Here is a 25,340-nt window from a genome sequence, read left to right as displayed (position 1 = left end):
GCCGGGTCCCTCAGGCCACGCGCTTAGGCTGCGCTGCCAGCCAGTCGCTATAGCGCCGGTTCGACAGCCACGCGTCACCGGTGGGTGTCAGCCAGCGGTCTTCGAGAAGCACCCCAAAATATGGTGCGGTGTCGTCCGTGATGACATCACGCGCTTCGCCGATGCCGTCGAAGTAGCGCTTCACCAACTCGACCATCGGAAGCCGCTCAGGGCCGGCGATCTCGACCACGCCGTTTCGGGGTGGTGCGAGCGCGGCTTCGGCGACCTTCGCGGCCACGTCAGCCGATGCGATCGGCTGGATCGACGCGGAGGTCACTCGCGCAACACCGTCGATGATTGCCGCGTTCGCAATCGTGCCGACGAACTCGAAGAACTGCGTGGCGCGGACCACAGTCCAGGGCACGCCCGCCGAGGCGATCAATTCCTCTTGGGCAAGCTTGGCTCGGAAGTAGCCACTGTCGAGCAGGTGCTCGGTCCCCACCACCGAGAGCGCCACGTGATGCGTTACGCCCGCAGCTTTCTCAGCCTCTGCGAGATTCCGTCCGGCGCGGACGAAGAAGTCCATCACCGCGTCGTCGGCAAAGGAGGGCGAGTTGGCGACATCGACGACGACGTCGGCGCCCTGCAACGCATCCGCGAGCCCCTCGCCCGTAACAGCGTTCACCCCTGTATTAGGCGAGGCCGCAAGCACCTCGTGGCCAACGCTCCTCAGGTCGGCGACGACCTGCGAGCCAATTAGCCCAGTGCCACCGATGACGACGATCTTCATGTGACGCTCCATCTTGAGTCCAGTCCCATCGGGACCGTCGTGGACATGACGAGAAGCGCTCCTCGCATTGTGACATCGGCGCGGAAAATTTATGCGCCTGATGTGGGCCTAGCGAGGACTTGGCCTTGTGGGATGCCTGGGACGAGGCGGCCCTGGAAAAAAGTTCCGGTTCAAACCTGCTGGGAAGGCGCGCCATGACACGGAAGCGCATCCTCGGGAGAAATCCCGAGGATGAACGATTGTCGATGAGTCACCCGTGCGCGGACCCCGCTTTCAACTGAGGACTGGGGCAGCACAGGCTCCATCCAATCAGTAGTCCCAGAACACGGGAACCCACCGAAATGCGTCGCCATCAACCGCGACCCGACCGACGGACGGGAACGGCAGGTGCGTGGCGATCAACTGCTCGCCGGTCGCCGCCAGTTCCCGCAGGAGCCGGATGCGAACGCGAGCCGCCTCCTCGGGATCGTGTTCGAAGCCGTTGTGCCAGTCGGGGTGCTCGAACCCGACCGTGAACACGGCATCGCCGGCGAACGTCAGCCGGTCGCCGCCGGATGCCAAGCGGACCACACTGTGCCCAGGAGTGTGGCCGCCGGTGCGCTGGACGATCACCCCCGGCGCGACCTGGTGCTCCTCGTCGAACAGCCGCAACTGGCTGCGGTACTCTTGCGCGAACCGCTTGGCGGCCGCCCGAAGCGCGTCAGGGAATCCCTGTGGCATGTTGACGTGAGTAAAGTCGGGCGCCTCCCAGAATTTGACCTCGGCAGCCGCCACGTGGATCCGCAGGTCCGAGCGCAGCCGCTCCTTCACTCCGTCGACGAGGAGGCCGCCGACATGGTCCATGTGCATGTGAGTTAGCACCACGTCCGTCACAGCCGCGAGATCAATGCCAACGGCCTCCAATCGCCTGAACAGTTGCCCGGCCCGCGGCAGGTTCAGGTTCGGATCCAGCCCCAACCCGGCGTCGATGAGGACAGTCTGGCCGCCGCTGCGGACCACAACCACGTTCAGCGACCAGTCGAACGCGTCCTGCGGCAGGAACATATCGTTCAACCAAGCTGCCCTTACGGCCGGTTCGACGTTGTGTCCCAGCATCTTGGTCGGGAGCGGCAGCACTCCATCGCTGACAACTAGCACGTCGATATCACCGATCCGCACCGCGTAGCGCGAGGGCACCAACTCCTCACCCCCCACACGCGGAGGGCCAGCATATCCTGGATCGGTTCGTCCGGCATTGGCAGGTACTACAGTAGTCATCGTTATCCCTTTCGTGGGACACGCGTGCGCCTAGCTCGTTAGGATCGCGAAACGCGCGTCATCCACAGGGACGAGACTGGGTCGGCGGATGTGACATGTGCGATGAGAAGTCGAACTTATCGCCAGTGGATGACCGTTTCCCCTCGACGAATTCCTAGAGCGAATGGTCTCTTTCGACCTGTTTCAGTCGTCCGAAGCTGCTTCTCCAAGAGCCTGAGAGCGAACGTTTGCAGCAGCTGCAAAGGGTGGCTTCCGGACCTTGGCCATTGGTCAGGAGGCGGACCTTCAGCTTAACGCTTGATCTGCTCATTCGAAGCCTATGCGAGCTTTTCTCAAAACGGACATGCCGCTTCAAGAATGATCTCGGGTTTGAAAATGTTCAGGCCGCGGTTGTGACCTCGGTCTCGGAGATCGGAGGACAAGCCTTGCACACGCGCTCGGCCAAGATCCAGACGTCTGTTGCCTGCTCCCGCCCCCGGACGACTACAGGTGCATGTCGCTGCATGCCTACAACGGTGCACTCGCCGACCTCAAGGCGGATCTGTTCGATTAGGGTATGACTGATTACGAGCGACGTCTGGAGATCTCGGCTTAACGCTTCAAGACGGCTCGCAACGTTCACCGTGTCGCCGAGCACCGCGTATTCGAGCCTCTGCTCGTGGCCAACGTTGCCAAGCACGACCGGCCCGAAATGGAGTCCGATTCCGATGTGCAGAACAGGTTCGTCGTTGGCGCGACGCTCGTTGTTCCAGGCGTCGAGACTAGCCAGCATCTTGCGAGCACAGGCGAGCGCGTTGGTGGCGTCTCGTGGACCTGGTTTAGGGGTCCCGAAAGTCGCCATAACGCTGTCACCTACGAACTTGTCGAGTGTTCCTCCGGCCGCGAATACACAACCGGCCATGCGCTCGTGGAAGCCGCGCAGCATCGCCATGACAGCCTGCGGCGAGCGTCCTTCGCACAGGCCCGTGAACCCGATCACGTCGGCGAAAAGGATTGCGGCGTCCTGAACGCGAGGAGGGCCGAACGGCTCGTCAAGTTCGGCCAATTCTTCGACGAGATTAGCAGAGACGTGACGTGCAAGATTATCGCGGGCGCGCTCGACACGTGCCTGAGCTGCAACCAGTTTTTGCGTATGGTGCACGACAACGGCAAGGATTCCTGTAATCAAACAGGCTGTAAATACGCTTGTTGCCCATGCAGCGGCATCAATGAACGTCGGATCAAGGTAGTGTGCCAAAGCCGTGGGATCCGCGCCCGGCAATCCAAAGCCGAGTTGTGCATCGGGCCGGAGCGCCACGATGCCGATCCCAACACTCCATGTCACGACAACGATCAGCCCTGAGCCGACCACCAGCCGCGGTGATAGCGCGAAGGTTGACCAAGCCACCAGCATCAAAAAGAACGGGAACGCGGGCGGCCGCAGTTTCATTTGTATGGGCCAGGGTGGCGGTTCGAAAGGGTTCGGGACAAGCAGAGTGGCCGTTAGTAGGGCGGCGTTCGCCAGGACAAAGCCAAGGATCATGAGCGACGGCATAGGCCGTAGTGAGAGACGCCGCCATGCAAGTGCCAGCAAAATGAAGCCGGCCACGAGACCAAGGTAGAAGACAGCCCCAGGCCAAGGATGGACTAAGGCACACCAAATAGCGATGCTGACATATGCTAGGGTCAGCGCGTGCGCGCCAAGCCGCCCGCTCCGCTGCCGCTCCTCGGTGAGCGCCGCTGCAACGCGTCGCCCGAGTGTGCCTGCGTCGGGACTTCGGGCCCAGAGCTCACCGCGTGCCATTGACCTCATCAGGCGGGTGCCAGTGCTCAATTTCATGGTGCTTACTAGGTTGCCGACCGAGACTGTTTTTACCCGGCGCGCAGAACATGGACGAGGCGCTCGTCTCACCTGTGACATCGAGCGATGATCGGAGACAGCAGTTCCGATGTCATTGAGGCCGAGTAGGTTGCGTTCGGCCGGACAGACACCGTCGGCAGTCGATGTCACAATGCTGTCTGCTACCTCGTCAGCGCACGAGCCGGCCTCGATATCGGCGTGCGCAGACGAGAGACAACCATGAAGATCGTCGTCATCGGTGGGACCGGGCTGATTGGCCGTCAAGTCGTCGCCCTTCTTCGCAGGCTAGGCCATGACGCAGTACCCGCTTCGCCTGCCTCGGGTGTGAACACGCTGACCGGCGAGGGGCTCGCTGCAGCGCTGCACGGCGCGCAAGGCGTTATCGATGTCGCTAACTCGCCGTCCTTCGAGGATGCTGACGTAATGGCGTTCTTTCGGACCTCGGGACGCAACCTTCTCCGGGCTGAATCAGTGGCTGGCGTTTGCCGCCACGTCGCTCTGTCGGTTGTTGGCTCTGACAGACCACAAGCCCCAGCCTACTTACGAGCCAAGCTAGCGCAGGAGGAACTGATCGCGGCGGCGAGCGTCCCCTACACAATTATTCGCGCGACGCAGTTCTTCGAATTCATGGGATCTATCGCGGACGAGGGGACGGAAGGCGGCCTCGTCCGCCTTTCTCCGGCAGCTATGCAACCGATCGCCTCGCGCGACGTCGCTCAGGCGCTTGCAGAAGCCGTAGTTGCCGAACCCGTGAACGGCATCGTTGAGATTGCTGGACCGGAACGCGCACCTTTTGCCGAGTTCGTTGGCACCTGGCTCGGTCACCGAGACGATCCACGCAGGATCGTGGTCGATCCGGCGGCTCCCTATTTTGGCGTCCCGATAACGGACACCACGCTGACGCCGGGCGTAAATGCGCGCATCATGCCGACGCGATTCGATGCCTGGTTAACCGCCTCGACCGGGAACGGTAGGAGCGCCTGATGCGTGCCTCATCTTCCTGCCTGTCCTTCGCAGCCTTGTACGGGCTGATCCTGGCGGCAAACGGCCTTTCGATGCATGTTGCACCTGTGACCAGGTACGACAATGTGTCCGGCGTTCCCGCCACCGGCCCATTCAATCAGCATATCCTGCGCGAAATTGGCCTGATTTTCGCACTGCTTGCCGGAGCCGTGCTTGTCGGAGGCTTGAAGCTGGCGACGCGGAGTCTGCTCTGGAGTGCCAGTGCGGTCTGGCTCGCCGGTCACGCTCTCTTCCATATCTGGGAGGTGCTCGTCGGAATCTGTGCGCCGTACGCCCTTGCCCGCAACTTCCCAGGCGTGTCGCTGACGGCAATTTTCGCTAGCACGTTGGTCCTCTGGGCTCGGCGCGAAATGACATCCGCCCGAAAGCGTCATGTCCTCACGTAGCGACCTGCATGCGAGGTATCTCGCGACGTCACCGTGGAGCGCGGGCATGCTCTCTGGATCCTCAGACAAACCAATTGCGCGGAACAGCGGGCGAATTTCCGAGTTCGAGGCACAGAAGCCGAGACTGCTGCGCCTCTGCTACCGCATGCTTGGCTCATTGAGCGAGGCCGAAGATATTCTTCAAGAGGCTTGGCTGCGCTGGTCCAGCGTTCAGGCTGAGGTTGCGACGCCAGCCGCCTACCTCACACGTATTGTGACACGACTATGTCTCGATCAAATGAAATCGGCACGGGCTCGGCGTGAAACCTACGTCGGCGCTTGGCTTCCAGAACCGCTTATGGGCACTATTGAGCCAAATGAGACAGTCTCCGACGACATAACAATGACGCTGATGTTAGCGCTGGAACGGCTATCCCCACTAGAACGAGCGGCATTTCTCCTGCACGATGTATTTGAGGTTGCTCTGTCCGAGGTGGCAACAGCGTTAGATCGTGAGCCAACTGCCGTGCGCCAGCTCGCAGTGCGCGCGCGGAAACATGTCGAGTCTGGGCGCCAACGATATCACGTGGATCCGGAGGAGGCCGATCGTATCGCGCGTGCCTTCTTCGCCGCATCGCGTGATGGCGACACAGCGGCGCTCACACGACTGCTCGCCGCCGATGTAGAACTCAGGTCGGACGGTGGCGGCCGCGTTCTCGCCTATCCTAATGTAATTCACGGCATGGATCGACTCCTTCGTCTTTTCGCAGGACTCTCAACCAAGGCGTACTTCGAGCCCGTCCTTCTTCGCACTGCGATCATTGACGGATTGCCTGGTTATGTCAGCTCCGATCGGGGCGGTGTGCTTCAGGCCACGGCTCTTGATGTCCGCAATGGACGCATTGCCGCGATTTACATGGTGCGCAATCCCGACAAGCTTCGGCACGTCGCCGCTACGCTCGGCATGTGATCCAAGACAGACTGCGCTTTGACGAAAATGTACTCTTTCCATACTCCTGACAATCGATCGGTGCTGAACATGGGTTCCCGAGCGTGGGTCGGGAACCCTAATTTTCCATCCGTCTTCAGACCTAAATAAGTGCCGACATGAAGACGCCAATACTGGAGTCCGAGATATTGAACATCATGCTCTTTTTTACATTCAGGCAAGTGAGATGCCGCCATCGACTCGGAGGTTGATCCCAGTGATGAAGCTGGACTGATCGGATGCGAGGAAGAGTGCGGCGCGCCCCAGTTCCTCCGCGGTGCCAAGCCGCCCCAGAGGGATAATCGTGGCGAGCTGCGCCTCAAGTGCAGGACGCGCCTCTGCGGCAATGCCCAGCTTGCCGAGGATGGGCGTGTCGGTCGGGCCGGGACTGAGCACGTTGACGCGGATGCGCCGGTCCTTAAGCTCCAACGCCCAGCTGCGTGCAAATGCTTCCGTCGCAGCCTTTGCACCGGCATAGGCTGCGTGGCCGTCGAGTACCTTTGCGGTTGCGATCGAGCTGGTCAAAATGATGCTGCCGCCGTCGCGGATATGCGGCAAGATGGCCTGAACGCCGAAGAAGACACCGCGTGCATTTGTAGCGAACTGCCTATCATATTCATCGACCGACACGTCCAATGTCGTCGCGATGACATTGGTGCCGGCGTTGGCAACATAGATGTCCGCTTTTCCGAATCGCTTGGTTACGAAGTCGGCGACACGCTGATGGGTCGCGAGCTCGGCCACATCGCCGATAATGCCATATGCGGATGCACCGAGCTGTGCTGCAATCTCATCTACTGCATTCTGGCGGCGCCCGACGATGACGACTTGTGCGCCTTCATCCACGAATGTGCGGGCAATGGCAAAGCCGATCCCGCTGTTACCTCCGGTGACGATTGCTACTTTGTCTTTGAGATGCATGGCCGCTCCTTTTGTTGGCTGTTGCAATCTCGTCTGTTTTTAGCGGCGTGCTAAGCCCGTCACTGAGCCATGCACTTGTTCCAAAAGGCGAGTAGTAGCGATGGATCGTATGCATGGTCTCGGCGCCTTCGTCCGAGCAGTGGAGGCAGGCTCCTTCACCGCAGGTGCTCGATTGCTAGAGACGACGCCTTCGGCCATTTCGAAGAGCATCGCCCGGCTCGAGCGGCGCTTAAAAGTCCGGTTGTTTCATCGTTCGACGCGATCACTGGCGCTTACCGAAGAAGGCCAAGCTTATTATGACCGCATTGCCCCACTTGTGCATGCCATTGAGGACGCGAGCGGCATGATTGGTGAGCAGGCTTCTAACGGCAGGATCAAGGTGACCATGCCGGCGGAACTAGGTCGCGCGTTGTTGGAGCCGATCACGCGCGTGTTTTTGCCCTGTCATCCTCGGATGAGGCTTGAGGCAAATCTGAGTGATCGGCGGGTTGACCTTATTCACGAGGGCTATGACGTCGCGATCCGGGCAGGTACGCCGCCGGACACGGAACTGACCGCACGGTTACTCGGGACGCTGGAGCTCGTGCTAGTCGCCGCTCCCGCTTATCTAGACCGCGTTGGTACACCCAACACCCTGGCAGACCTGCAAAGACACACGCATGCCCGCTACAGGCTTGGTGGTTTGCCTTATCCGGTGCGGTCGGCATGGGGGCCATCGGTGGCGCTGCCACCTGGCTGTTTCGATGCCGATGATGGCGAGGCGCTGCGCATCGCCGCTGTGAGCGGGCTCGGGATTACGCAAATTCTTCACAGGTCCGTGAGCCACGACCTGGCGTCAGGACGCCTACGACGCGTCCTCTCCGACGTACCGTTGGCAACTGTGCCGGTGTACGCGCTTCACGCCTATGCTCGCTTAGCGCCCGAACGCCTGCGAATTTTTCTCGACTTTGTTGCCGACACGCTTCGGGCTTGGGATACTCGAAGCGTGCCCGACAAGGCTCGATAGAAGGAGGTCACCAAAATCTGAACGATGCTCCGAACCACTTCCCAGCCCACGGAACCTCGCTGAGCAGATCAGCTGCGTACAAAGGCAAGCAACTCGGAGTTTACTAGGTCCGGATGCGTCTGGCACAGACCGTGCGGTAGCCCTGGGTAGGTCTTGAGCGTGCCGCTCCTAAGCAGCTTGATCGACTTCATAGCGGAGTTGTGGATTGGAACGATCTGATCGTCCTCGCCATGCATCACCAATACGGGCACCTGGATCGCGTTCAGATCCTCGGTGAAGTCAGTCGCACTGAAAGCCTCGATGCAGTCGTACTGCGCCTTGGCTCCCCCCATCATGCCCTGCCGCCACCAGTTGTCGATCAACGCTTGGCTGGTTGTTGCGCCATCGCGGTTGAAACCATAGAAGGGGCCACCGGGAACGTCGACGTAGAATTGTGCGCGATTATCGGCCAAGGCCGCCCGGAAACCGTCGAACACCTGCCGCGACAGCCCTTCAGGATTGGTGTCGGTATTGACCATGATCGGCGGCACCGCGCCTATCAGAATGGCCTTGGCGACTCGGCCGATCTCGGCGCGCGCGACGTAGCGGGCGACCTCGCCGCCGCCGGTCGAGTGACCGACGTGTACAGCGTTCCATAGATCCAGTGCCGTTGCCAGATCCGCGACGTCGGCGGCATAGGTGTCCATGTCATTGCCGGTGTCCGTCTGGCTTGATCGTCCATGGCCGCGGCGGTCATGGGCGATCACGCGGAAACCCTCTCCTAGGAAGAACAGCATCTGGTTGTCCCAATCGTCTGCCGACAGCGGCCAGCCATGATGGAAGACGATCGGCTGCGCGGTCCTATCGCCCCAATCTTTGTAGAAGATTGTGGTCCCATCCCTGGCGATGAACGTATTCATTTCTTGCTCCTCGTTCAGACGAGCGGAGGCCCGTCACGAGCAAGACGATGCAGGGTGTATGAATGTGACATGCTCAAATTCAAAAAGGGTGAGCACCCCACATCAAATTACTTCGACTTACACAGTGACTCGGCCGGCTGCCAAGCTTACGTCGCGGCGGTCTGTACCGACGGGAAGGTCTTCAGCGAAGCCCCGGATTGGGGCGGCGCGCCGATCGGAGACTGGTACATCCAAGCCCACAGGTTCTGAGCCGTGATGCGCCCAGGCTTCGGAGTTCGTTGCCCAGCCGGAACGCAGACGTCGGTGGCCGCGATTCTTGGATCGCGTTGGATCTGGTCTAAGCAAGGGTAGCTTGATCGACTGAGACACCGCTCAGGCGCGAATGGGCAAGCTGGTGGTTCAGGGTCGCTCAGATGGCCCGCAAGCGGACGTTCCTAGGTCCGAGTAGGGTCCAGGCTGTGTGAAAACGCAGGCAGGCTCCGAAATCATAGAACAATCTTCTACGCGACGTACATGGAGCATGCCGGGCAGCGGCTTCGGTGATATCAGACGGCCAACTCAGTCGCTGCTCAGGCTGTGCGGGAGAAAAATCTTCTTACGAGACTGCGTTTTCACACAGCCTCGGTCGTAAGCGGCGGTTCAGCTCCTGACGGCCGAAGGTCGGCTCGTGGCGCACAGCAGAACAAGCGGCATGCTAACTCCTGACCCTTTTCGGACCTTCCGTCTTTCCTATTCGGATGTCCGCACGGAAGGCAGAAGCGGACGTGAGAGCGGCGACAGGACATAAGATTACGGGCTCGATCGAGTGTCTGCGGCGTCTGTCTAGGGGCAAAAGTCGGCGCTCTTGAGGGCAACTGGGAGCAGCTGCGCCGCCGCTCCTATCGAGGCATGCAACGCAGTATTTTCAGACAGCGTGCGCCTGACGGCGGAATACGGAGGGGGTTGATCCCGTCATCTTGCGGAAGGCCGCCGCGAATGCGGACGGCGTTTCATACCCCACCTCCAGGGCGACGTTGACGATCGGCCAGTCGGTCGCAGCCAGAAGATGTTTTGCACGCTGCATCCGAAGGTTCGTCAGCCATTCGTGCGGCGTCATTCCGGTAGCGAGCTTGAACGAAGCGCAAAAGTGAAACCGACTGAGGTCAACGAGGGCAGCGAGCTCGTCGAGCCCGATCAACCGATCGAGCGAGGTCGTCATATACTCCGTGACGCGCTTCACCTGCCAGTCGGCCAGACCTCGGCGAGGTGCCGTCGAGGTGACGGCGCCGTGTGACGAATGTGATCTGATCAGCTGCGTGCATAGAAGATCGATGGCCTGCTCAACGAACAGCGAGGAGGAAGCGTCGGTGCGTTCGGCTTCCTTCCCGAGGAGTTGCATGATCTGCGCCGAGGTCGGATCGTCGAAGCCGGTGCGGCCGACCAACTCCACGTTCGTGGACAACGCCATCGCCTCGGCTGCGGCCTGAAGGCGCTGATGAGGCAGGTAGACCTGGGAGACCTCGACCGGTCCCTCGATGTCCCAGCGCCCATCGCGTCCGATTGGGATTAGGGTAATCGAACCACGGCGGGTGCGCGAAGCCAGTCGTTGAGAACCCGTGCGCCAGGAAGCCTGCTGGGCAGTTCCCCAGTAGGTCATCACAACGTGCGCATTGAGGGCCGGCAACGCGGCGTGCAACGCTCCGTGTGACCACGGCCGGGTCAACTGCGCGCCGCCCTTCAGATCATGCTCGGCGAGCGGAGGGGGCGTATCGAGGATCCGCTCCATCTCGATGCTCGGTCGTCCATTCTCGTCTCGCGACCGAACCAGGCTGCGCTTGTCTCCGAGCATCGAACCATCTCGGCCATCGGTCGCGCGGACAAGCGAAGCAATCCGGGATTCGGCGGACGTCGCCCCTCCGTGGACAGCGTCACTCGTCACTGCGCACCTCTCGTTCACTCACCGCAAGATCGCGATGATCGGCGCAATCCCAAGACAGAAGCAAGGCTCCGCTTCCCGTACCTGATCCTCATCCACGGCGCAGGTGGCGCCGCAGTGGGAGATTGGAATGATGTCAAAGAAGATCGTCATCATCGGTGGAACGGGTTTGATCGGCGCAAAGCTTGCGCGACTGCTTGCACTTGCCGGGCATACCGTCGTTGCTGCTTCCCCGGGCATGGGCGTCAACAGCGTCACAGGCCAGGGCCTTTCCGAGGTCATGCACGGCGCGGACGTCCTCGTCGACGTGTCGAACATCATGTCGTTCGACCCCGCGGAAGTGCGGGAGTTCTTCGAGACATCCGGAAGGAATCTCGTTGCCGCCGCTGCAGATGCGGGCGTCGCACACCACGTCGTCCTTTCGATCGTCGGCGTCGACCGCATGCTCGACAACGGCTACTTCCAGGGCAAGCTGCTGCAGGAGCAGATCGCCGCCACGGGCGGCCTGCCGTACACCATCGTGCGCTCCACGCAGTTCTTCGAGTTTCTCGGCACCTTGGCCGATGCCTACACGAAGGACGGCCGCGTCACGCTGCCGGGTAGCCAGATCCAGCCCATTGCAGCGGACGATGTCGCTGCCATCCTGGCCAACGTCGCGACCAGCGAGCCGCGCAACGGTGTCATCGAGATCGGCGGGCCGGAGCGGGCGCCCTTCGACCGGGTCATCGCACACTACCTGCAAGCTCGCGCGGACCTGCGCGCTGTGAGCCGCGGTCAGGAAGCCAGCTACTTCGGTGGTCGCCTGGAGGAGTTGAGCCTCGTCCCGATCGGGCAGCAGAAGCTCGGCGGCCGTGACCTCGACAGCTGGCTGAGCGCTCAGCCGACCCAGCACTAACCCCCTTTTTCACCTCGACCCAAGGAGAATTCCCATGACCTCCATCCTCGGCCGGATGGCGCTGATCGTCGTCTTATCCGGATCCGCTTCGATCCAGGACGCCCAAGCCCACGACACGGCAGCTCCAGGCGCCAAAGCGACGCTCGTCTACCAGCATGAACTCCCCAACGCGCCGGGCAAGAGCCTGAAAGCCGTGCTCGTCGAGTACGAACCGGGTGCCGGGAACCCCGCCCACCGACACGCTCCGTCCGCCTTCATCTACGCCACGGTCCTCGAGGGCACGATCAAGAGTCAGGTGAACGGCGGCGAACTCCGCATCTACCGGAAGGGCGAGAGTTTCACCGAGCTTCCCGGCAGCCTCCACAACGTCAGCGCCAACGGCAGCCCGAGCGAGCCAGCGAAGCTGCTTGCGGTGTTCGTCGTGGACACCGGCGACACCGTCCTGACCACGCCGGTCCAATAGGCAAAATCAGACCTTGCCACTACCGGCGGCGGTCGGAGCCAGGCCGGGAACGTCAGATCTATCAGGAGCTTGAAATGTCGGTTGCCACATCCGATGCGGATGTCATTCCCGTTCCTGTTGCCGCTCTGCGCGTCCTAAAGATGCCTGGCCGAACGGGACAGCTCGTGAGGAAATGGGCAGTACCGATCACGTCGGTGGTTTTGGTCGGTTCGCTCATGTCGGCTGCTCTCGGTCAGTGGGACTATCTGGTCAGCAACACCGCCATCCAGGTCACAAACGATGCTACGGTGCGGTCCGAACTGACAGGCTTGTCTGCGAGAGTATCAGGCAACATCGTCAAGGTGGCTGTTCAAGACTTCCAATCGGTTCGCGCCGGCGATCTTCTGATGGTCATCGATCCGTCGGATTATCAGGTCGCCGTCGCCCAGGCCCGAGCAAGCGTAACCGGCGCCAAGGCGGCGACGAGGAATCTGGACAATCAGATTGCGCTCCAGCGGGCCGTCATCTTGCAGGCGGAGGCACAGATTGCCTCAGCGCGGGCCAAGGTTTTGCAGGCCACGCAAGAGGAGCAGCGGCAACAGGCCCTCCTTCGCTCGACCTTCGCAACGGCCCAGCGGGTCGAGCAGGCCGTCGCGGACCTAGCGAGCGCGCGCGCCGGTGTTCAAGCCGCCGAGGCGGCGGCCCAGGCCCAACGGGAGCAGCTCAATGTGCTCGACGGGACCCGTGCCCAGCGGGAGGCCGACCTCGCCGCCGCCGAGGCCGCCTTGGCCGGTGCCGAGCTTCGGTTGGGCTACACGCGCATCGTCGCGCCGTTCGATGGGGTCGCCAGCCAAAGGCAGGTGCAGGCCGGTGACTACGTTACCGTCGGCGGAAATCTTATCAGTGTTGTGCCGCTCCCTCAGATCCACGTCATCGCAAACTACAAGGAAACCCAACTAACGAACGTCGAGCCAGGACAAGCCGTCGAGGTCACCGTCGATACCTACCCGGGCGTTGTCCTGGCCGGGCGCGTCGAGAGGCTCTCGCCAGCATCGGGTTCGCAGTTCGCGTTGCTGCCTCCCGACAACGCCACAGGCAACTTCACGAAGGTCGTTCAGCGCATCCCCGTCCGAATCGCCCTCAATCCCGGTCAGGCCCTGTTGGATCGCCTTCGCCCGGGCATGTCGGTCGTCACGAGGATCAAGACCGCTCGGGAGGGCATGTGATGACCGCAATGGTCCTCAACGGCAGCGCTCCGACGGTTGCATGGAAGGCCAATCCGTATGCCGCGGTCGCCGCGGCCCTGACCGGATGCTTTCTTGCAAGCTATCACACCCGGTATGTCGGCATCGGCCTGCCGGACATTCGAGGTGCCTTCAGCCTCTCGGCCGACGAGGCTTCCTGGCTTTCAACGGTTGCGAATGCCCCCCAGATCCTCACCGCCCCAGCGGTGCCGTGGTTGGTGATGGTCTTCGGGATCCGACCGATCCTTCTCTGGCCCGGCTTCCTATACGCCGCCGTCGTCGCGCTGATCCCGCTTGTGCGTGAGCCGGCGACCCTGTTCGCTCTGCACGCGTCCGCCGGCCTGCTGCTCGGCTTGTTCGTGCCCGCCACAATGCTGGTGATCGTGCGAAACCTGCCCCCGGCGCTCTGGCTGCCGGCCTTCGCGGCGTACGCGTTTCGGCTTGCCTTCACCTTGAACACGGGTCCGGGCCTGGTCGGGTACTACGTGCAGGAACTCGGCTGGGAGTGGCTGTACTGGTCGGATATCCCGCTGGCCCTTCTTATGGCGGCCCTCGCCGCCTTTGGATCGACGTCCCAGCACCCCAACATGAAAATGGTTCGCGACGCCGATTGGGGCGGAATGCTGCTGTTCGGCCTCGGACTGATGTTGATCTATATCGGCCTCGACCAGGGCAACCGGCTGGACTGGCAAGAGTCTGGAACGATCGTTGTGATCTTAGCCGGCGGCGGCGCCTTGATGGTCTGCTTCTTAATCCACGAAGCATGTGCACCAAATCCGTGGGCGACACCGCGGATCCTATACCAGTGGAACACGATTCTCGGCCTGTCGACAGGCATCAGTTTCAGCCTCGTCGCGGTCTCGAACAGTGTCCTAGTCCCGAATTTTCTCCTCAATGTGGCTCAGCTCCGTCCCGAGCAGATCGGCTGGTTCCTGTTTGCCTGGATCGGGATCCCGCTGGCGTTCTGCGCGTGGTTGGGGGTGATCCTCCTGCGGCGCATCGATTTTCGGCTCGTGATGATGCTGGGGTTTTCCAGTTTTGCGGCCGCGAGCCTGTGGGCCACTCAGCTGACGAGTGCGTGGCGTGTGGATGACTTCATTCCCGTCGCCCTGCTGCAATCTGTCGGCCTCGGCATGACCTTCACCGCGGTGATGGTCGGGAACTTCACGAGCATCAAGCCGGAGGTCGCCGCATCTTTCTCGGCCTATATTCAGATCCTCCGCCTTCTCGCAGTGGAGTTCGGCGCGGCTCTGATGATCACCCTTATCCGGCTCCGCGAGCAGATTCACTCGAATCTGATGGGCTTGCATTTGGTAAGAGGCAACGGGAGCGTCCTGCAGGCAATTGCTGAAAGGATCTCCTGTTTTTCAGACAACAAATTCGCTCTAGCGAAGGATAGATCCCTTGTTTCGATTGTCGTAGATGTACAGCGTGAAGCAAACACGTTAGCTTTCATTGACGGCTTCGAGTTGACGTTTATCTTCGCAATTGTGGGCATCGTAGCGGCCGGTGCAATGCGGAGAGCTCCATCTGGCCCACTGACTCACCAGTAAGCCGGCGCTCGTAGCAATCATATCAATATGTCTCTGTATTTATTTCGAAAGTTTCTTATTCATAGATAATAAATCGGAATATTATTGATTATTTTTTTCGAACATATGGTGCGACGCCGGCTTTGAGCGCGCCCGATGCTTGCGGTTGATGCAGCGCGGAGAAGGATCGGATCTAAGAGCTATGATGTCACCGGTCGCGACCTTCGAGTTTATCCTAATCCTTCTCGTCGCTACGCTTGGCCTAGAGGTTCTAGCCCGAGTTACCCGTCTCCCGCCAACTGCAGCCCTCATCATCGGAGGAATCGCTCTGGCCTTTACGCCAGGATTGCCAGCATTCAGCCTCGATCCCGACTTTATCCTAGTTCTCTTTCTGCCACCGCTTTTAATCCACGGTGCTTATTCCACCGCATGGACAGCGTTTGTGCGGGACCTGCCCAGCATCCTCGCTCTGGCCATCGGTGCGGTTGCTTTCACGACGCTCGCTGTTGGACTTGCAACACACTGGCTCGTACCAAGTCTGCCGTGGGCCGCATGCTTTACTCTAGGAGCAGTGGTCTCGCCGCCCGATGCAGTCGCTGCGAAGGCGCTACTCACGCGCGTAAGGCTACCGATGCGTCTCGCTGTGCTTCTGGAGGGCGAGAGCCTGCTCAACGACGCAGCCGGCTTGGTCCTCTACCGCTTCGCAGTTGCTGCGACACTATCAGGCAATTTCAGCGCTACTGAAGCTGGCTTGGCGTTCGGGGGCTTGGCCTTTGGCGGCATCGCGGTCGGTGTTGGGATCGGTTTAGTTTGGGTGCAACTCCTGCGTCTACTGAAAGACGTCCACCTAACGATTGCCGCGACCTTTGTTTTGCCTTGGGCGGCCTACGTCGGTGGAGAGGCAGCTCATGTCTCCGGTGTTATAGCCACTGTGGTTGCGGGGCTGATCCTAGGTTGGCATCAGCACACTGTGTTCACGGCCGGGGTCCGCCTCCGAACGACCGCCACTTGGCACGTGATGATCTATTTGTTGGAGGCCTTCGTCTTTGTTTTGATTGGCTTATCGTTCCGCGGTGTCGCGGAGCGGCTGGGCAGTGCGCACGAGGAGGTTCTGTTCCTCGTCGGCCCAGTGACTGGAATCGTGGCGGCGGTCGTCTTATCGCGCTTCGCCTGGGTCTTCGGCGTGTATGGTTTCAAGCATATCACTGGCCGTCTACTGCGCACCACATGGGCTCCTTTATCCCCAGCGGCGGCGACCACGCTTGCCTGGAGCGGCATGCGAGGTGTGGTGACCCTGGCAATCGCCATCGCTCTGCCGGACGCCGTGCCTGGGCGAGACCTAATCCTCGCTTCGGCTTTTGCGGTGATATTGGTGACGAATCTGCTGCAAGGCACTACGCTTGGCCCATTGATCCGGCTGCTGAGCTTGCAGGCGGATCCCGACAGCGACGCGGCACACCTTAGTCGAGCTCAGGCCCACTCGCACATTGTCCACGTTCAATTAAAAGAAGCGGAGAAGCTCACGCATGCTAATGACGGAAAAATTGTGTATTCGTGGATGCTGGAATATGCTCCACATCCTTCTGCCCTGGACAGTGAATTCAGCAATATTTCGCTTGATTGCGCAAACAATCATTCAATGGACCGCCGTGACTTGCTTGCCGTGATCGCTGTCGGCCGCGCAGAAGCTCTTCGACTTCATCGCTCTGGGCGGATCCGTGACGAAATATTGCAAGAAATCGAGTACGAATTTGATCTCCAAGAGTTATCGGCAGATGTGGCGCACAAATAATCGATTTGGTTCAACACATATCTTCTCTCAGGCCAAGATATGATCCGCTCGCACTGAAGCGTTCCGCCTCAAGGTATGGTTTCGAGCCGGGACGAGGGCGGGCAGATGGGAGCGAAGCTGCACAAACCGGAGGACGCAGTCGCCAAGCTGCAGCAGATGGATGTCCTGGTCTCGCACTCCTAACGCCGAACGGACATTTAAGGTGAGGCTGTAGAAAGTCAGAATGTGGTGACAAGCGCCTTTTGACTTTTTACCCCAAAGTGGACGTTCATCCGTGAATAAGCCATGCAGGCCGCCTGCCAAACGGTAATTTACATTATTATATTCACTTGGGAGGCGCTGCAGTATGCTCGTTTTGGTGCGAAGCATTTGTGCATTTTTTCTAAACCGTCAAGTGGGCCAGCTTTTCCGGATTTTTAACAATGTATATCGCGGAAATGCCGTCTTCATGAATATCGAGTGCGGTCGTCTGAAGGAGGCCGCGTCCGTCAATGCTGATATAGCCCGATAGGCCGTGGATAGTGACAACGCGAAGCAGCCTTGGCGGCACGGAATTTTTGCGTCCTTGGCTGGCAAAGAGACGCAGAACTCGCTCAATGCCGCGAATGATATTGCGGAAAGCAAGAACTTTGCCTCCGCCATCGGTATGGATCTCGACATTCTTCGCCAGCAGCGACGACAGGGCTGCAACGTCCCCGTCGCGTGCGGCGGCGAAGAAGGCACGGGTGATCCGCTCTGCATCTGCCGGTTCGATATCGAACCGGGGACGCGCGCCTCGCACGTGCTTGCGGGCGCGTGATGCGAGCTGGCGGACCGCGGCTGGCTCGCGGTCGAGGATGATGGCTACCTCGGACAGCGGCACGTCAAAAACATCGTGCAGGAGGAAGGCCGCTCGTTCCAGGGGCGACAAACGCTCCAGGGCCAGCATCAGCGTGACCGTGATGTCGTCCGAGACGGTCTCGCTCAGTTCCACGGTTCCGACCAGGGGATCGGGCAGCCAGGGTCCGACGTAGGTTTCCCGCTGGGCCCGTGCCGAGCGGCTCCGGTCGAGGCAAAGACGCGTGACGATGCGGGTGAGATAGGCGGGAGGCGATTCGATGCCGCCATCAACCCCAGCCCACCTCAGCCACGCGTCCTGCACGACGTCCTCCGCCTCGGTAAGCGAGCCCGTCATCCGGTAGGCCAGTCGCGTCAGGCGCCTGCGCTCCGCTTCGAAGTCGGCCGTCCGCGGACTGTCCATCGCCTACACCCGCACCGTTTTGTCAGCGACCATATCCGCTGTCCCGATCGCTCGGGCACCTTGATCGCAAGGATAAGACGATCGGAGGTGCCTTGATGTGACATCGGCCGCATCAGGCAGAAATGCCGCTTGGCATGTCACACCTCGACCGGTCGGCCCGTCATAGCTTCGAACGTCGATCTTCGGCGCTCCAAGCATGGAAAAATGTTATGAGTGAGAACAAGCGATTGGTCTGGAACGAGGTGGCACCGCAGGGTGCGAAGGCGCTCTTCGGCATCCACCACTACATCACCACGGGCACCGACCTGCCCCACGAACTGATCCACCTCGTCTTCCTGCGCGTGTCACAAATCAATGGCTGCGCGCACTGCATCGACTTACACACCCGTGACCTCCTCAAGACGATGCCGTTCGAGAAGGTTGCCCTGGTTCCGGTCTGGGCTGAGGTGCCTCACCTGTTCTCCGACCAATATCGCGCTGCGCTCGCATGGGCGGAAGAAGTCACGCTTGTCAGCGAGACGCACGCTTCCGACGAAGCCTATGCGGCTGCAAGCGCGGCCTTTGCGTCCAAGGATCTCGTGGATCTCACCATCACGATCGCGGCGATGAATGCGTTCAACCGGCTCGGCGCACCCTTTCGGCTCCCGGTCAAGGCAAGGGCCTGATCTCAGGCTGTAGGCGGCGGCCACGTCACCAGGAGGTGGTGGTCATCGTACTTGGCTTATCCGACCAACGGCCGCTGTAGGGTGACGAGCGGCCATTACGATTGTTTTGGCCAACGGTCTGCAAGTGGCGCACAGCCTAACAAGCCGGGGGCGAACTCCTGACCCTAAGCAGGCATTAGGAACGTCCGCTTCCTGGCAGCTAAATCTAAGCTCGGATAACCGGCATGGGTGGAATTCGGAACGTCCGCTCCGGATTGGATCAGTGTCGAAGCGGACGAAGGTGTTCCGCGGGCGTCGTACTTGTTTGAAGTGCTTGCCCGCCCCGTAAGCGTTGAGGTCGGACCCTCAACGAGGGGTTAGGCGGATCAGTCGACCCGCTGCGGCATCGGTGACGACCCATAAGGCGCCATCGGGCCCCTGGGCGACGTGCCGGATGCGTTGGTGCTGGTCTTGGAGCAGGCGCTCCTCTCCAACGATTTTGTCACCCTGTACCACGAGCCGGGCCAGGTGCTGTCCGGTCATCGCGGCGACGAACAGGTTGCCCTTCCATTCCGGGATGAGGTCGCCAGCGTAGAAGGTCATGCCGCCCGGGCCGATGGCGGCCTCCCAGACGTAGCGGGGCTGGACCGTGCCGGACCTTTCCGTCTGCCCGTCGCTGATCAGCGAGCGGTCGTAGTTGGTCCCGTAGGCCACCAGGGGCCAGCCGTAGTTCGAGCCGCGCTCGATCCGGTTCACCTCGTCCCCGCCGTCCGGCCCGTGCTCTGCGTCCCAGAGCTTGCCGTCCGCGGGGTTGATCGCCAGCCCCTGCGGGTTGCGATGGCCATAGCTCCAGATCTCGGCGCGGTTGTGGTTCTCGGCGTCCTGGTCCCGGTCGAACGGGTTGCCCGGCGCGGGCTTTCCGGTCGTGTCGATGCGAAGCACCTTGCCGAGCCAGGAGAAGAGCGACTGGGCCTCGCCGCGGGTGGGGTAGAAGAAGCGCTCGCCCAGGGACACGAACAGGTAGCCCTCGCGGTCGAACAGCAGTCGCGACCCGTAATGCGCCCGCTGCGCCAGGCCCGGATCGACCCGGAGGAGCACGCTCACGTCCTCCAGGCGGTACATCGGCGCCTGGTTGCCGCCCTTCGGAGGCTGGAGGCGCCCCTTCGCGATCACCAGCCCGCTGTCATGCTCGCCGCGCGGCTCGACATAGGTGAAGTAGATCGTCCGATTCCGCGCAAAGTCCGGGTCGGTGACGACGTCGAGCAGCCCCGCGTCGCCGCCATACACCACCGTGGGTACGCCGCTCACCCCGGCAACGGGCTCCCCGCTCGCCATGTCGACGATGCGCATCGCGCCGGGCTTCTCCGTGACCAGGAGCTTGCCTTCGCCGAGGAAGGCGATGCCCCAGGGATGGTCGAGGGCCCGCGTCTTGACCTCAACGGAGATGGGCGTCGCGGTGACGACCGCCGGGGCGCGCACCTGCCCGTCGAAGGCCGGCTTCTGGTCCGGCGCGGTCGGTGGGTTCGTCTGCAGCGGCTGGCCCAGCGTGACGGGTCCGTCCGGCGCTCGACCGCCCCGGTTGGGCAAGCCGACGCCGTTGGTCTGTTGGGCCAGGGCCGGCGTGGCGAGGAGCAGGGACGCGGCGAGGAGGAGACAGGGGCGGGACTGGATCAATGGAAACTCCTGATCGATGGGGCGGTGGAGCTGTCGGTCGGGACGCGGGCCGCCGCATCGCCGGCGCTTCGCGCGTGTCGGCGCCATGCCAGGACCGTCACGAGGGCCGAGGCGCCTAAGGCGACGATGCTGAGGGAGAAGGTGCTCCGGTAGCCTCCCGCGTCGTAGAGAAGGCCTCCGAACGTCGCGCCAAGCGCGATGGCGAGCTGGACCACGGCGACCATGAGGCCACCGCCGGCCTCGGCATCGTCGGGGAGCGCCTTGCTCAGCCACGTCCACCACGCGACAGGGGCGGCGGTCCCGATGAGGCCCCATCCGGCGAGCAGGACCGCCACCGCGGGCACCGATCCCCCGACCGTCATGAGGGCGACGGCGATGGCCGCCATTGCGACGGGCATCGCCACCAGCAGGCTGTGGAGCCGGTTCGTGAGGAGCAGCCCGATCAGGTAGGTGCCGAGCACGCCGGCCCCGCCGATGACGAGCAGGATCAGGGACAGCGTCGAGACGTCGACCCTGGTAACCGTCTCAAGGAAGGGCCGCAGGTAGGTGTAAAGCGCGAACTGGCCGAGGAAGAACAGCGAGACCGCCAGCATGCCGAGGGGGACCTGGGGGCGGCGCAGGACGCGGAACACCGTGCCGCCACGGGTCGTCCAGTCAGCCGGCATCCGTGGGAGGCTCGCCAAGAACCATGCGAACGTCAGGGCCCCGAGGGGCACGACCGAGAAGAAGGCCCCGCGCCAGCCGATGTACTGCCCGAGGAAGCTGCCGAACGGAGCGGCGACCGTGGTGGCGAGCGCGTTCCCGCCGTTAAGCAACCCCAGGGCGCGTGGGACCCCATCCTTTGGGACCAGGCGCATGACGATGGCGGCCGACATCGACCAGAAGCCGCCTATGACGACGCCCACGAGCGCCCGCCCGGCCATGAACACCGCGGCGTTCGGCGCGAAGGCCACCATCGCGCCCGAGACCATCATCAGCACGGTGAGTGTCAGCAGGACGGTGCGGCGGTCGATGCCGCGCGTGACCGTCGAGATGACGAGGCTGGTCAGGAGGGCGAAGAGGCCGGAAACGGCGATGGCCTGCCCGGCATGCCCCTCGGTGATGCGCAGGTCGGAGGCGATGGGCGTCAGCAGGCTGACGGGCATGAACTCGGACGCGACAAGGGTGGCGGAGCACAGGCTCAGGGCGAACACGGCGCCCCAACTGTGGCGTGTCGGGGCGATTGCCTCGGCGGCGAAGGTCGCTCCCTCCGCACCGGCTTCATTCGCATTCATAGGTTTGCGTTCGTCCGTGAGGTTGGGGAGGGGCAGACGCCCCGCGCGGTCGACCGACCCGCGCCTGGGCATCTGTGGCCCGTCGAAACGATGGGGAAACGGATGGGTCTCGGGCCGGACTATCGCCAGCGAAGGCGGAGGGCGCCGGTGCATCAGGCCCCGTACTGGGCGTCCGAGACCTTCTCCAGCCAATCGACCGTGCTGCCGTCGCGTGCTTCCTGAATGGCGATGTGGCTCATCGCGGCGGTCTGATTGGCGCCGTGCCAGTGCTTCTCGCCCGGAGGGAACCAGACCACGTCGCCGGCGCGGATAACCTCGATGGGGCCACCCTCACGCTGGACCCTGCCCACCCCCGCGGTGACGATTAGGGTCTGGCCGAGCGGGTGGATGTGCCAGGCCGTGCGAGCCCCCGGCTCGAAGGTCACGAGGGCTCCGCCGGTGCGGGCGGGCTCGGAGGCGCTGAACAATGGATCGACGCGGACCCTGCCGGTGAACCACGCCTCCGGACCTTCGGCGGAAGGCTGCGAGCCGGCGCGCTTGATGTCCATGGTGGTGCTCCGCGCGAGTTCGGGCCCCGGCACGAAACGCTCGCAGGGCCGCCTTGGACCTGATCTAGCCCTCGGTCGCCGTTCGGATTAGCCACCTGAATCCGCATGGACCTATAAACGAATTTTATGAATGTCGGGTCCTCGCGGTCGCCGCCCATTCCGGAACGGACGGCGAGGATCGCCTCATCCCCGGTGCCGAAGGGCATCCACCAGAAGGGTGAAGGCCGCCGAAGGCTGGCGACGGCTCGGATAATAGAGATGGTAGCCCGCGAAGGGCAGGCACCAATCCTCCAGGACACGCACGAGGCGACCCTCGGCGACGGCGGAGGCGATGTGGTCCTCCATGACGAAGGCGAGCCCGAACCCGTCCAGAGCCGCCCTCAGGATCATCTCGTCGTCGTTGAAGGCAACCTGGCCCTCCACGCGGACGCGGACCTCGCGGCCATCCTTCTCGAGTTCCCAGGCATAGAGCCCGCCCGAGCTGATGTGCCGTTGGTTGATGCAGCGGTGCTCGGCGAGATCCTGCGGCGCCTTCGGGATGGCGCGCTCCGCGAAGTAGGCAGGTGCCCCGACGACGGCCATGCGCAGGTCCGGGCCGATCCGCACCGCGACCATGTCCTTGGCGACCGCCTCCCCGAGCCGGACCCCGGCCTCGAAGCGGTCGGACACGACGTCCGCGAGCCCGGCATCCAGGCTGAGCTCGACGTGCACGTCGGGGTAGTCCGGCAGGAGGCGCGCCAGCCTCGGCCAAAGCACGGTCAGGGCGGCGTGCTTCGACGTCGTGATCCGGATCGTCCCGGACGGCTTGTCACGCAACTCGCTCAGGGACGAGAGTTCGGCGTAGACGTCCGCGAGCGCCGGGCCGAGCTTGGCCAGCAACCGCTCGCCGGCCTCGGTCGGGGCGACGTTACGGGTGGTCCGGGTGAGCAGCCGCAACCCCAGCCGTGCCTCCAGCCTGCGCATCGCGTAGCTGAGTGCCGGCTGGGAGGTCCCGAGCCTTGCGGCGGCGCGGGTGAAGCTGCGCTCCTCGGCGACGGTCATGAAGGCGGTGAGGTCGACCAGATCGTCTCGGCGCATCCATAAACGATAGATATAAGTCCTAGATCGTTCCACCCCGTAGTTTCATCGGCCGGGCGACCGTACGTGTTCGTCAACAGCGAACATCTTGGAATGCCCCGCATGAGAACGACCGGTTACGCGGCGCTCGACGCCGCCTCGCCCCTGGCGCGCTTCGACTTCGAACGACGTGGCCTTCGCCCGAACGACGTGGCCTTCGAGGTGCTCTATTGCGGCATCTGCCACAGCGACCTGCACCAGGCCCGCAACGACTGGGGCTGGAGCGAGTACCCGATGGTACCCGGCCACGAGATCGTCGGGCGGGTGACGCAGGTCGGCGCCGCGGTGACCCGGTACAGGGAGGGCGACCACGTCGCGGTCGGGTGCATGGTCGACAGCTGCCGGAGCTGCGACCAGTGCCGCAAGGGCGAGGAGCAGCTCTGCCGCGAGGGCAACACCCAGACCTACAACGGACGCGACCGGATCACGTGCGAGGCGACCCAAGGGGGGTACTCCAAGCACATGGTGGTCCGCGAGGAGTTCGCGCTGCGCGTTCCCGACGGCCTCGACCTGTCGCGCACGGCGCCGCTCCTCTGCGCAGGGATCACGACCTACTCGCCCATGCGGACCTGGAACGTCGTGCCCGGGTCCCGCGTCGGGGTCGTCGGACTGGGCGGGCTCGGCCACATGGCGGTGAAGATCGCCGCCGGCATGGGCGCGGACGTGACCGTCCTGAGCCGGACCCGCGACAAGGAGGGGGACGCCCTGTCGCTCGGGGCCAACCGCCTCCTGGCCTCGTCGGACGAGGAGGCGATGGCCCAGGCAGCGAACAGCCTCGACCTCATCATCGACACGGTGCCGGTCAAGCACGACGTCACCCCGTACCTTCCGCTCCTCGACATCGACGGCACGCTGGTCCTCGTCGGGCAGATCGGGCCGCTCGCGGAACCGTCGACGGTCCCCCTTCTCCTCGGTCGCCGTCGCATCGCCGGCTCGCCCATCGGCGGCATCGCCGAGACCCAGGAGATGCTCGATTTCTGCGCGGCCAAGAACATCCTGCCCGACTGCGAGATGATCCGCATGGACGAGATCAACCACGCCTTCGAACGCATGGAGAAGGCGGACGTGCGCTACCGCTTCGTCATCGACATGGCGACCCTGGACCAGCCGGCGGACGCCGCCTGACCGGCGTACTCAGCCCATCCACGCATCAGGAATCGAGCATGAACCCGACCTACGACTTCAGGGGACAGGTGGCCCTGGTGACGGGCGCCGGCGCCGGCATGGGGCTGGCCACGGCGCGGGCGTTCGCGGCGGCCGGGGCGGCCGTCGTCCTCGCCGACGTCAAGGAGGACGGCGTCGTCGAGGCGGCCCGTGCCCTGTCGGCCTCGGGTCACCGCGCCTTCGGGTTGGCCTGCGACGTGAGCAACGACGCCCAGGTCGCGGTGATGGTGGAGCGCACCGTCTCCGAGTTCGGCCGGCTCGACGCCGCCTTCAACAACGCCGGCGTCATGGCCAAGCCCGCCCCACTGGGCGATGGGACCTCCGAGGATTGGGACCGCGTCATCGGCGTGAACCTGCGCGGCGTCTGGAACTGCATGCGGCACCAGTTGCGGCAGATGCAGCGCCAGGGCGGTGGCGCCATCGTCAACAACGGGTCGGTCGGCGCGATCAAGGGCGACCCCGGCATCGCCGCGTACACCGCTTCCAAGCACGGCGTCGTCGGGCTGACCCGGACGGCGGCGATGGACTACGTGAGGCACGGCATCCGCGTGAACGCGATCAACCCCGGCCTGATCGATACGCAGATCGCCCGCGACGTCGATGCCGGCGACCCGGACGCCTACGCCGAACGCGTGAAGGGCGTCCCCATGGGACGCGCGGGCAACCCCGACGAGATCGCCTCGGCCGTGCTTTGGCTCTGCAGCCCGGGAGCGAGCTACGTCGTCGGGCAGGCCATCACCGTCGATGGCGGCCTCACCGTGCCGTGATCCTTCACGGGGCATGGGACGGATA

The 25,340-nt window shown here is 62.8% G+C and carries 23 protein-coding genes; 12 read left to right on the top strand and 11 right to left on the bottom strand.

Annotation, left to right across the window (positions count from 1 at the left end; translation table 11 throughout):
• Nucleotides 1-10 precede the first annotated feature (10 nt).
• The 3 genes from ASF53_RS24385 to ASF53_RS26195 form a co-directional block, all read right to left on the bottom strand.
• Nucleotides 11-769, bottom strand: coding sequence for an SDR family oxidoreductase (locus ASF53_RS24385; protein WP_056205166.1), 759 nt, complete (start codon nt 767-769; stop codon nt 11-13).
• Nucleotides 770-1,078: 309 nt separating this feature from the next.
• Nucleotides 1,079-2,026: an MBL fold metallo-hydrolase gene (locus ASF53_RS24380; RefSeq protein WP_056205162.1), complete on the bottom strand. Its 948-nt coding sequence runs from the start codon at nt 2,024-2,026 to the stop codon at nt 1,079-1,081.
• A 379-nt stretch (nt 2,027-2,405) separates the two neighbouring features.
• Entirely contained in the window at nt 2,406-3,455 is a 1,050-nt protein-coding gene (locus ASF53_RS26195) for an adenylate/guanylate cyclase domain-containing protein (protein WP_162242249.1), read from the bottom strand.
• 630 nt (nt 3,456-4,085) lie between these two features.
• Here ASF53_RS26195 and ASF53_RS24370 point away from each other — a divergent pair.
• From ASF53_RS24370 to ASF53_RS25470, 3 genes are read left to right on the top strand one after another with little or no spacing between them, the layout of a single operon-like run.
• Complete coding sequence (locus ASF53_RS24370; RefSeq protein ID WP_041358056.1) at nt 4,086-4,850, top strand: SDR family oxidoreductase; 765 nt, start codon at nt 4,086-4,088, stop codon at nt 4,848-4,850.
• The gene (locus ASF53_RS24365; protein WP_056205156.1) at nt 4,850-5,275 is read left to right on the top strand and encodes a hypothetical protein; all 426 of its coding nucleotides are present in this window, start codon (nt 4,850-4,852) and stop codon (nt 5,273-5,275) included. The genes ASF53_RS24370 and ASF53_RS24365 overlap by 1 nt, the downstream gene beginning before the upstream one ends.
• Before the next feature lie 46 nt (nt 5,276-5,321).
• The gene (locus ASF53_RS25470; protein WP_200943336.1) at nt 5,322-6,224 is read left to right on the top strand and encodes a sigma-70 family RNA polymerase sigma factor; all 903 of its coding nucleotides are present in this window, start codon (nt 5,322-5,324) and stop codon (nt 6,222-6,224) included.
• Nucleotides 6,225-6,416: 192 nt separating this feature from the next.
• Here ASF53_RS25470 and ASF53_RS24355 read toward each other — a convergent pair whose 3' ends face one another.
• The gene (locus ASF53_RS24355; protein WP_056205154.1) at nt 6,417-7,163 is read right to left on the bottom strand and encodes an SDR family NAD(P)-dependent oxidoreductase; all 747 of its coding nucleotides are present in this window, start codon (nt 7,161-7,163) and stop codon (nt 6,417-6,419) included.
• 100 nt (nt 7,164-7,263) lie between these two features.
• On the opposite strand from ASF53_RS24355, the gene ASF53_RS25465 reads away from it, so the two are divergent.
• Nucleotides 7,264-8,169, top strand: coding sequence for a LysR family transcriptional regulator (locus tag ASF53_RS25465; RefSeq protein WP_015823770.1), 906 nt, complete (start codon nt 7,264-7,266; stop codon nt 8,167-8,169).
• Nucleotides 8,170-8,237: 68 nt separating this feature from the next.
• Here the strand turns inward: ASF53_RS25465 and ASF53_RS24350 are convergent, their stop codons facing one another.
• Both ASF53_RS24350 and ASF53_RS24340 read right to left on the bottom strand, forming a co-directional pair.
• Nucleotides 8,238-9,068: an alpha/beta fold hydrolase gene (locus ASF53_RS24350; RefSeq protein ID WP_015823769.1), complete on the bottom strand. Its 831-nt coding sequence runs from the start codon at nt 9,066-9,068 to the stop codon at nt 8,238-8,240.
• A gap of 904 nt (nt 9,069-9,972) precedes the next feature.
• A complete protein-coding gene (locus ASF53_RS24340; protein ID WP_232631983.1) occupies nt 9,973-10,896 on the bottom strand; it encodes a helix-turn-helix domain-containing protein in 924 nt (307 codons plus the stop codon).
• A 217-nt stretch (nt 10,897-11,113) separates the two neighbouring features.
• On the opposite strand from ASF53_RS24340, the gene ASF53_RS24335 reads away from it, so the two are divergent.
• The 5 genes from ASF53_RS24335 to ASF53_RS24315 all read left to right on the top strand — a co-directional run bounded on the left by ASF53_RS24335 (nt 11,114) and on the right by ASF53_RS24315 (nt 16,888).
• Nucleotides 11,114-11,878 carry an SDR family oxidoreductase gene (locus ASF53_RS24335; RefSeq protein WP_056205150.1) on the top strand — a complete coding sequence of 255 codons (765 nt, stop codon included), beginning with the start codon at nt 11,114-11,116 and terminating at the stop codon, nt 11,876-11,878.
• Between the two features lie 34 nt (nt 11,879-11,912).
• Nucleotides 11,913-12,341, top strand: a complete 429-nt coding sequence (locus tag ASF53_RS24330; RefSeq protein WP_082483018.1) for a cupin domain-containing protein — start codon at nt 11,913-11,915, stop codon at nt 12,339-12,341.
• 74 nt (nt 12,342-12,415) lie between these two features.
• Nucleotides 12,416-13,546, top strand: coding sequence for an HlyD family secretion protein (locus ASF53_RS24325; RefSeq protein WP_442919195.1), 1,131 nt, complete (start codon nt 12,416-12,418; stop codon nt 13,544-13,546).
• Nucleotides 13,546-15,117, top strand: coding sequence for an MFS transporter (locus ASF53_RS24320; protein ID WP_056205146.1), 1,572 nt, complete (start codon nt 13,546-13,548; stop codon nt 15,115-15,117). The genes ASF53_RS24325 and ASF53_RS24320 overlap by 1 nt, the downstream gene beginning before the upstream one ends.
• A 181-nt stretch (nt 15,118-15,298) precedes the next feature.
• Nucleotides 15,299-16,888 carry a cation:proton antiporter gene (locus ASF53_RS24315; RefSeq protein ID WP_286134700.1) on the top strand — a complete coding sequence of 530 codons (1,590 nt, stop codon included), beginning with the start codon at nt 15,299-15,301 and terminating at the stop codon, nt 16,886-16,888.
• Between the two features lie 382 nt (nt 16,889-17,270).
• Here the strand turns inward: ASF53_RS24315 and ASF53_RS24310 are convergent, their stop codons facing one another.
• Nucleotides 17,271-18,128 (bottom strand): sigma-70 family RNA polymerase sigma factor, encoded by an 858-nt coding sequence (locus tag ASF53_RS24310; protein WP_056205143.1) that lies wholly within the window; start codon nt 18,126-18,128, stop codon nt 17,271-17,273.
• Between the two features lie 209 nt (nt 18,129-18,337).
• On the opposite strand from ASF53_RS24310, the gene ASF53_RS24305 reads away from it, so the two are divergent.
• Nucleotides 18,338-18,793, top strand: coding sequence for a carboxymuconolactone decarboxylase family protein (locus tag ASF53_RS24305; RefSeq protein WP_056205141.1), 456 nt, complete (start codon nt 18,338-18,340; stop codon nt 18,791-18,793).
• Between the two features lie 345 nt (nt 18,794-19,138).
• On the opposite strand, the gene ASF53_RS24300 is transcribed toward ASF53_RS24305, so the two are convergent.
• From ASF53_RS24300 to ASF53_RS24285, 4 genes are all read right to left on the bottom strand, one after another.
• Nucleotides 19,139-20,446 (bottom strand): PQQ-dependent sugar dehydrogenase, encoded by a 1,308-nt coding sequence (locus ASF53_RS24300; RefSeq protein ID WP_200943334.1) that lies wholly within the window; start codon nt 20,444-20,446, stop codon nt 19,139-19,141.
• Nucleotides 20,443-21,720, bottom strand: a complete 1,278-nt coding sequence (locus tag ASF53_RS24295) for an MFS transporter (protein ID WP_082483016.1) — start codon at nt 21,718-21,720, stop codon at nt 20,443-20,445. Before ASF53_RS24295 ends, ASF53_RS24300 begins: the two co-directional genes overlap by 4 nt.
• 152 nt (nt 21,721-21,872) lie before the next feature.
• Complete coding sequence (locus tag ASF53_RS24290; protein WP_056205138.1) at nt 21,873-22,268, bottom strand: (R)-mandelonitrile lyase; 396 nt, start codon at nt 22,266-22,268, stop codon at nt 21,873-21,875.
• A gap of 183 nt (nt 22,269-22,451) precedes the next feature.
• Nucleotides 22,452-23,345: a LysR family transcriptional regulator gene (locus tag ASF53_RS24285; protein WP_056205135.1), complete on the bottom strand. Its 894-nt coding sequence runs from the start codon at nt 23,343-23,345 to the stop codon at nt 22,452-22,454.
• 102 nt (nt 23,346-23,447) lie between these two features.
• Here ASF53_RS24285 and ASF53_RS24280 point away from each other — a divergent pair, with 102 nt between their 5' ends.
• Together ASF53_RS24280 and ASF53_RS24275 are read left to right on the top strand one after the other, a co-directional pair.
• Nucleotides 23,448-24,509 (top strand): NAD(P)-dependent alcohol dehydrogenase, encoded by a 1,062-nt coding sequence (locus tag ASF53_RS24280; RefSeq protein WP_056205302.1) that lies wholly within the window; start codon nt 23,448-23,450, stop codon nt 24,507-24,509.
• 38 nt (nt 24,510-24,547) lie between these two features.
• Entirely contained in the window at nt 24,548-25,315 is a 768-nt protein-coding gene (locus ASF53_RS24275) for a glucose 1-dehydrogenase (protein ID WP_056205132.1), read from the top strand.
• Nucleotides 25,316-25,340 lie beyond the last annotated feature (25 nt).

The sequence above is a fragment of the Methylobacterium sp. Leaf123 genome, assembly GCF_001423405.1.
Taxonomy (GTDB): domain Bacteria; phylum Pseudomonadota; class Alphaproteobacteria; order Rhizobiales; family Beijerinckiaceae; genus Methylobacterium.
The sequence above is the reverse complement of the archived record's forward strand: the minus strand, read 5'-3'. Positions and strand labels throughout refer to the sequence as shown.

What these genes read in the sequence shown, in the direction of transcription:
- ASF53_RS26195 (WP_162242249.1), bottom strand. Translation starts at nt 3,455, where the DNA reads ATGAAACTGCGGCCGCCCGCGTTCCCGTTCTTTTTGATGCTGGTGGCT.
- ASF53_RS24295 (WP_082483016.1), bottom strand. Translation starts at nt 21,720, where the DNA reads ATGAATGCGAATGAAGCCGGTGCGGAGGGAGCGACCTTCGCCGCCGAG.
- ASF53_RS24305 (WP_056205141.1), top strand. Translation starts at nt 18,338, where the DNA reads ATGAGTGAGAACAAGCGATTGGTCTGGAACGAGGTGGCACCGCAGGGT.
- ASF53_RS24275 (WP_056205132.1), top strand. Translation starts at nt 24,548, where the DNA reads ATGAACCCGACCTACGACTTCAGGGGACAGGTGGCCCTGGTGACGGGC.
- ASF53_RS24370 (WP_041358056.1), top strand. Translation starts at nt 4,086, where the DNA reads ATGAAGATCGTCGTCATCGGTGGGACCGGGCTGATTGGCCGTCAAGTC.
- ASF53_RS24280 (WP_056205302.1), top strand. Translation starts at nt 23,448, where the DNA reads ATGAGAACGACCGGTTACGCGGCGCTCGACGCCGCCTCGCCCCTGGCG.
- ASF53_RS24340 (WP_232631983.1), bottom strand. Translation starts at nt 10,896, where the DNA reads ATGCTCGGAGACAAGCGCAGCCTGGTTCGGTCGCGAGACGAGAATGGA.
- ASF53_RS24285 (WP_056205135.1), bottom strand. Translation starts at nt 23,345, where the DNA reads ATGCGCCGAGACGATCTGGTCGACCTCACCGCCTTCATGACCGTCGCC.
- ASF53_RS24310 (WP_056205143.1), bottom strand. Translation starts at nt 18,128, where the DNA reads ATGGACAGTCCGCGGACGGCCGACTTCGAAGCGGAGCGCAGGCGCCTG.
- ASF53_RS24385 (WP_056205166.1), bottom strand. Translation starts at nt 769, where the DNA reads ATGAAGATCGTCGTCATCGGTGGCACTGGGCTAATTGGCTCGCAGGTC.
- ASF53_RS25465 (WP_015823770.1), top strand. Translation starts at nt 7,264, where the DNA reads ATGGATCGTATGCATGGTCTCGGCGCCTTCGTCCGAGCAGTGGAGGCA.
- ASF53_RS24315 (WP_286134700.1), top strand. Translation starts at nt 15,299, where the DNA reads ATGATGTCACCGGTCGCGACCTTCGAGTTTATCCTAATCCTTCTCGTC.
- ASF53_RS24325 (WP_442919195.1), top strand. Translation starts at nt 12,416, where the DNA reads ATGTCGGTTGCCACATCCGATGCGGATGTCATTCCCGTTCCTGTTGCC.
- ASF53_RS24330 (WP_082483018.1), top strand. Translation starts at nt 11,913, where the DNA reads ATGACCTCCATCCTCGGCCGGATGGCGCTGATCGTCGTCTTATCCGGA.
- ASF53_RS24350 (WP_015823769.1), bottom strand. Translation starts at nt 9,068, where the DNA reads ATGAATACGTTCATCGCCAGGGATGGGACCACAATCTTCTACAAAGAT.
- ASF53_RS24320 (WP_056205146.1), top strand. Translation starts at nt 13,546, where the DNA reads ATGACCGCAATGGTCCTCAACGGCAGCGCTCCGACGGTTGCATGGAAG.
- ASF53_RS24380 (WP_056205162.1), bottom strand. Translation starts at nt 2,026, where the DNA reads ATGACTACTGTAGTACCTGCCAATGCCGGACGAACCGATCCAGGATAT.
- ASF53_RS24355 (WP_056205154.1), bottom strand. Translation starts at nt 7,163, where the DNA reads ATGCATCTCAAAGACAAAGTAGCAATCGTCACCGGAGGTAACAGCGGG.
- ASF53_RS25470 (WP_200943336.1), top strand. Translation starts at nt 5,322, where the DNA reads ATGCTCTCTGGATCCTCAGACAAACCAATTGCGCGGAACAGCGGGCGA.
- ASF53_RS24290 (WP_056205138.1), bottom strand. Translation starts at nt 22,268, where the DNA reads ATGGACATCAAGCGCGCCGGCTCGCAGCCTTCCGCCGAAGGTCCGGAG.
- ASF53_RS24365 (WP_056205156.1), top strand. Translation starts at nt 4,850, where the DNA reads ATGCGTGCCTCATCTTCCTGCCTGTCCTTCGCAGCCTTGTACGGGCTG.
- ASF53_RS24335 (WP_056205150.1), top strand. Translation starts at nt 11,114, where the DNA reads ATGATGTCAAAGAAGATCGTCATCATCGGTGGAACGGGTTTGATCGGC.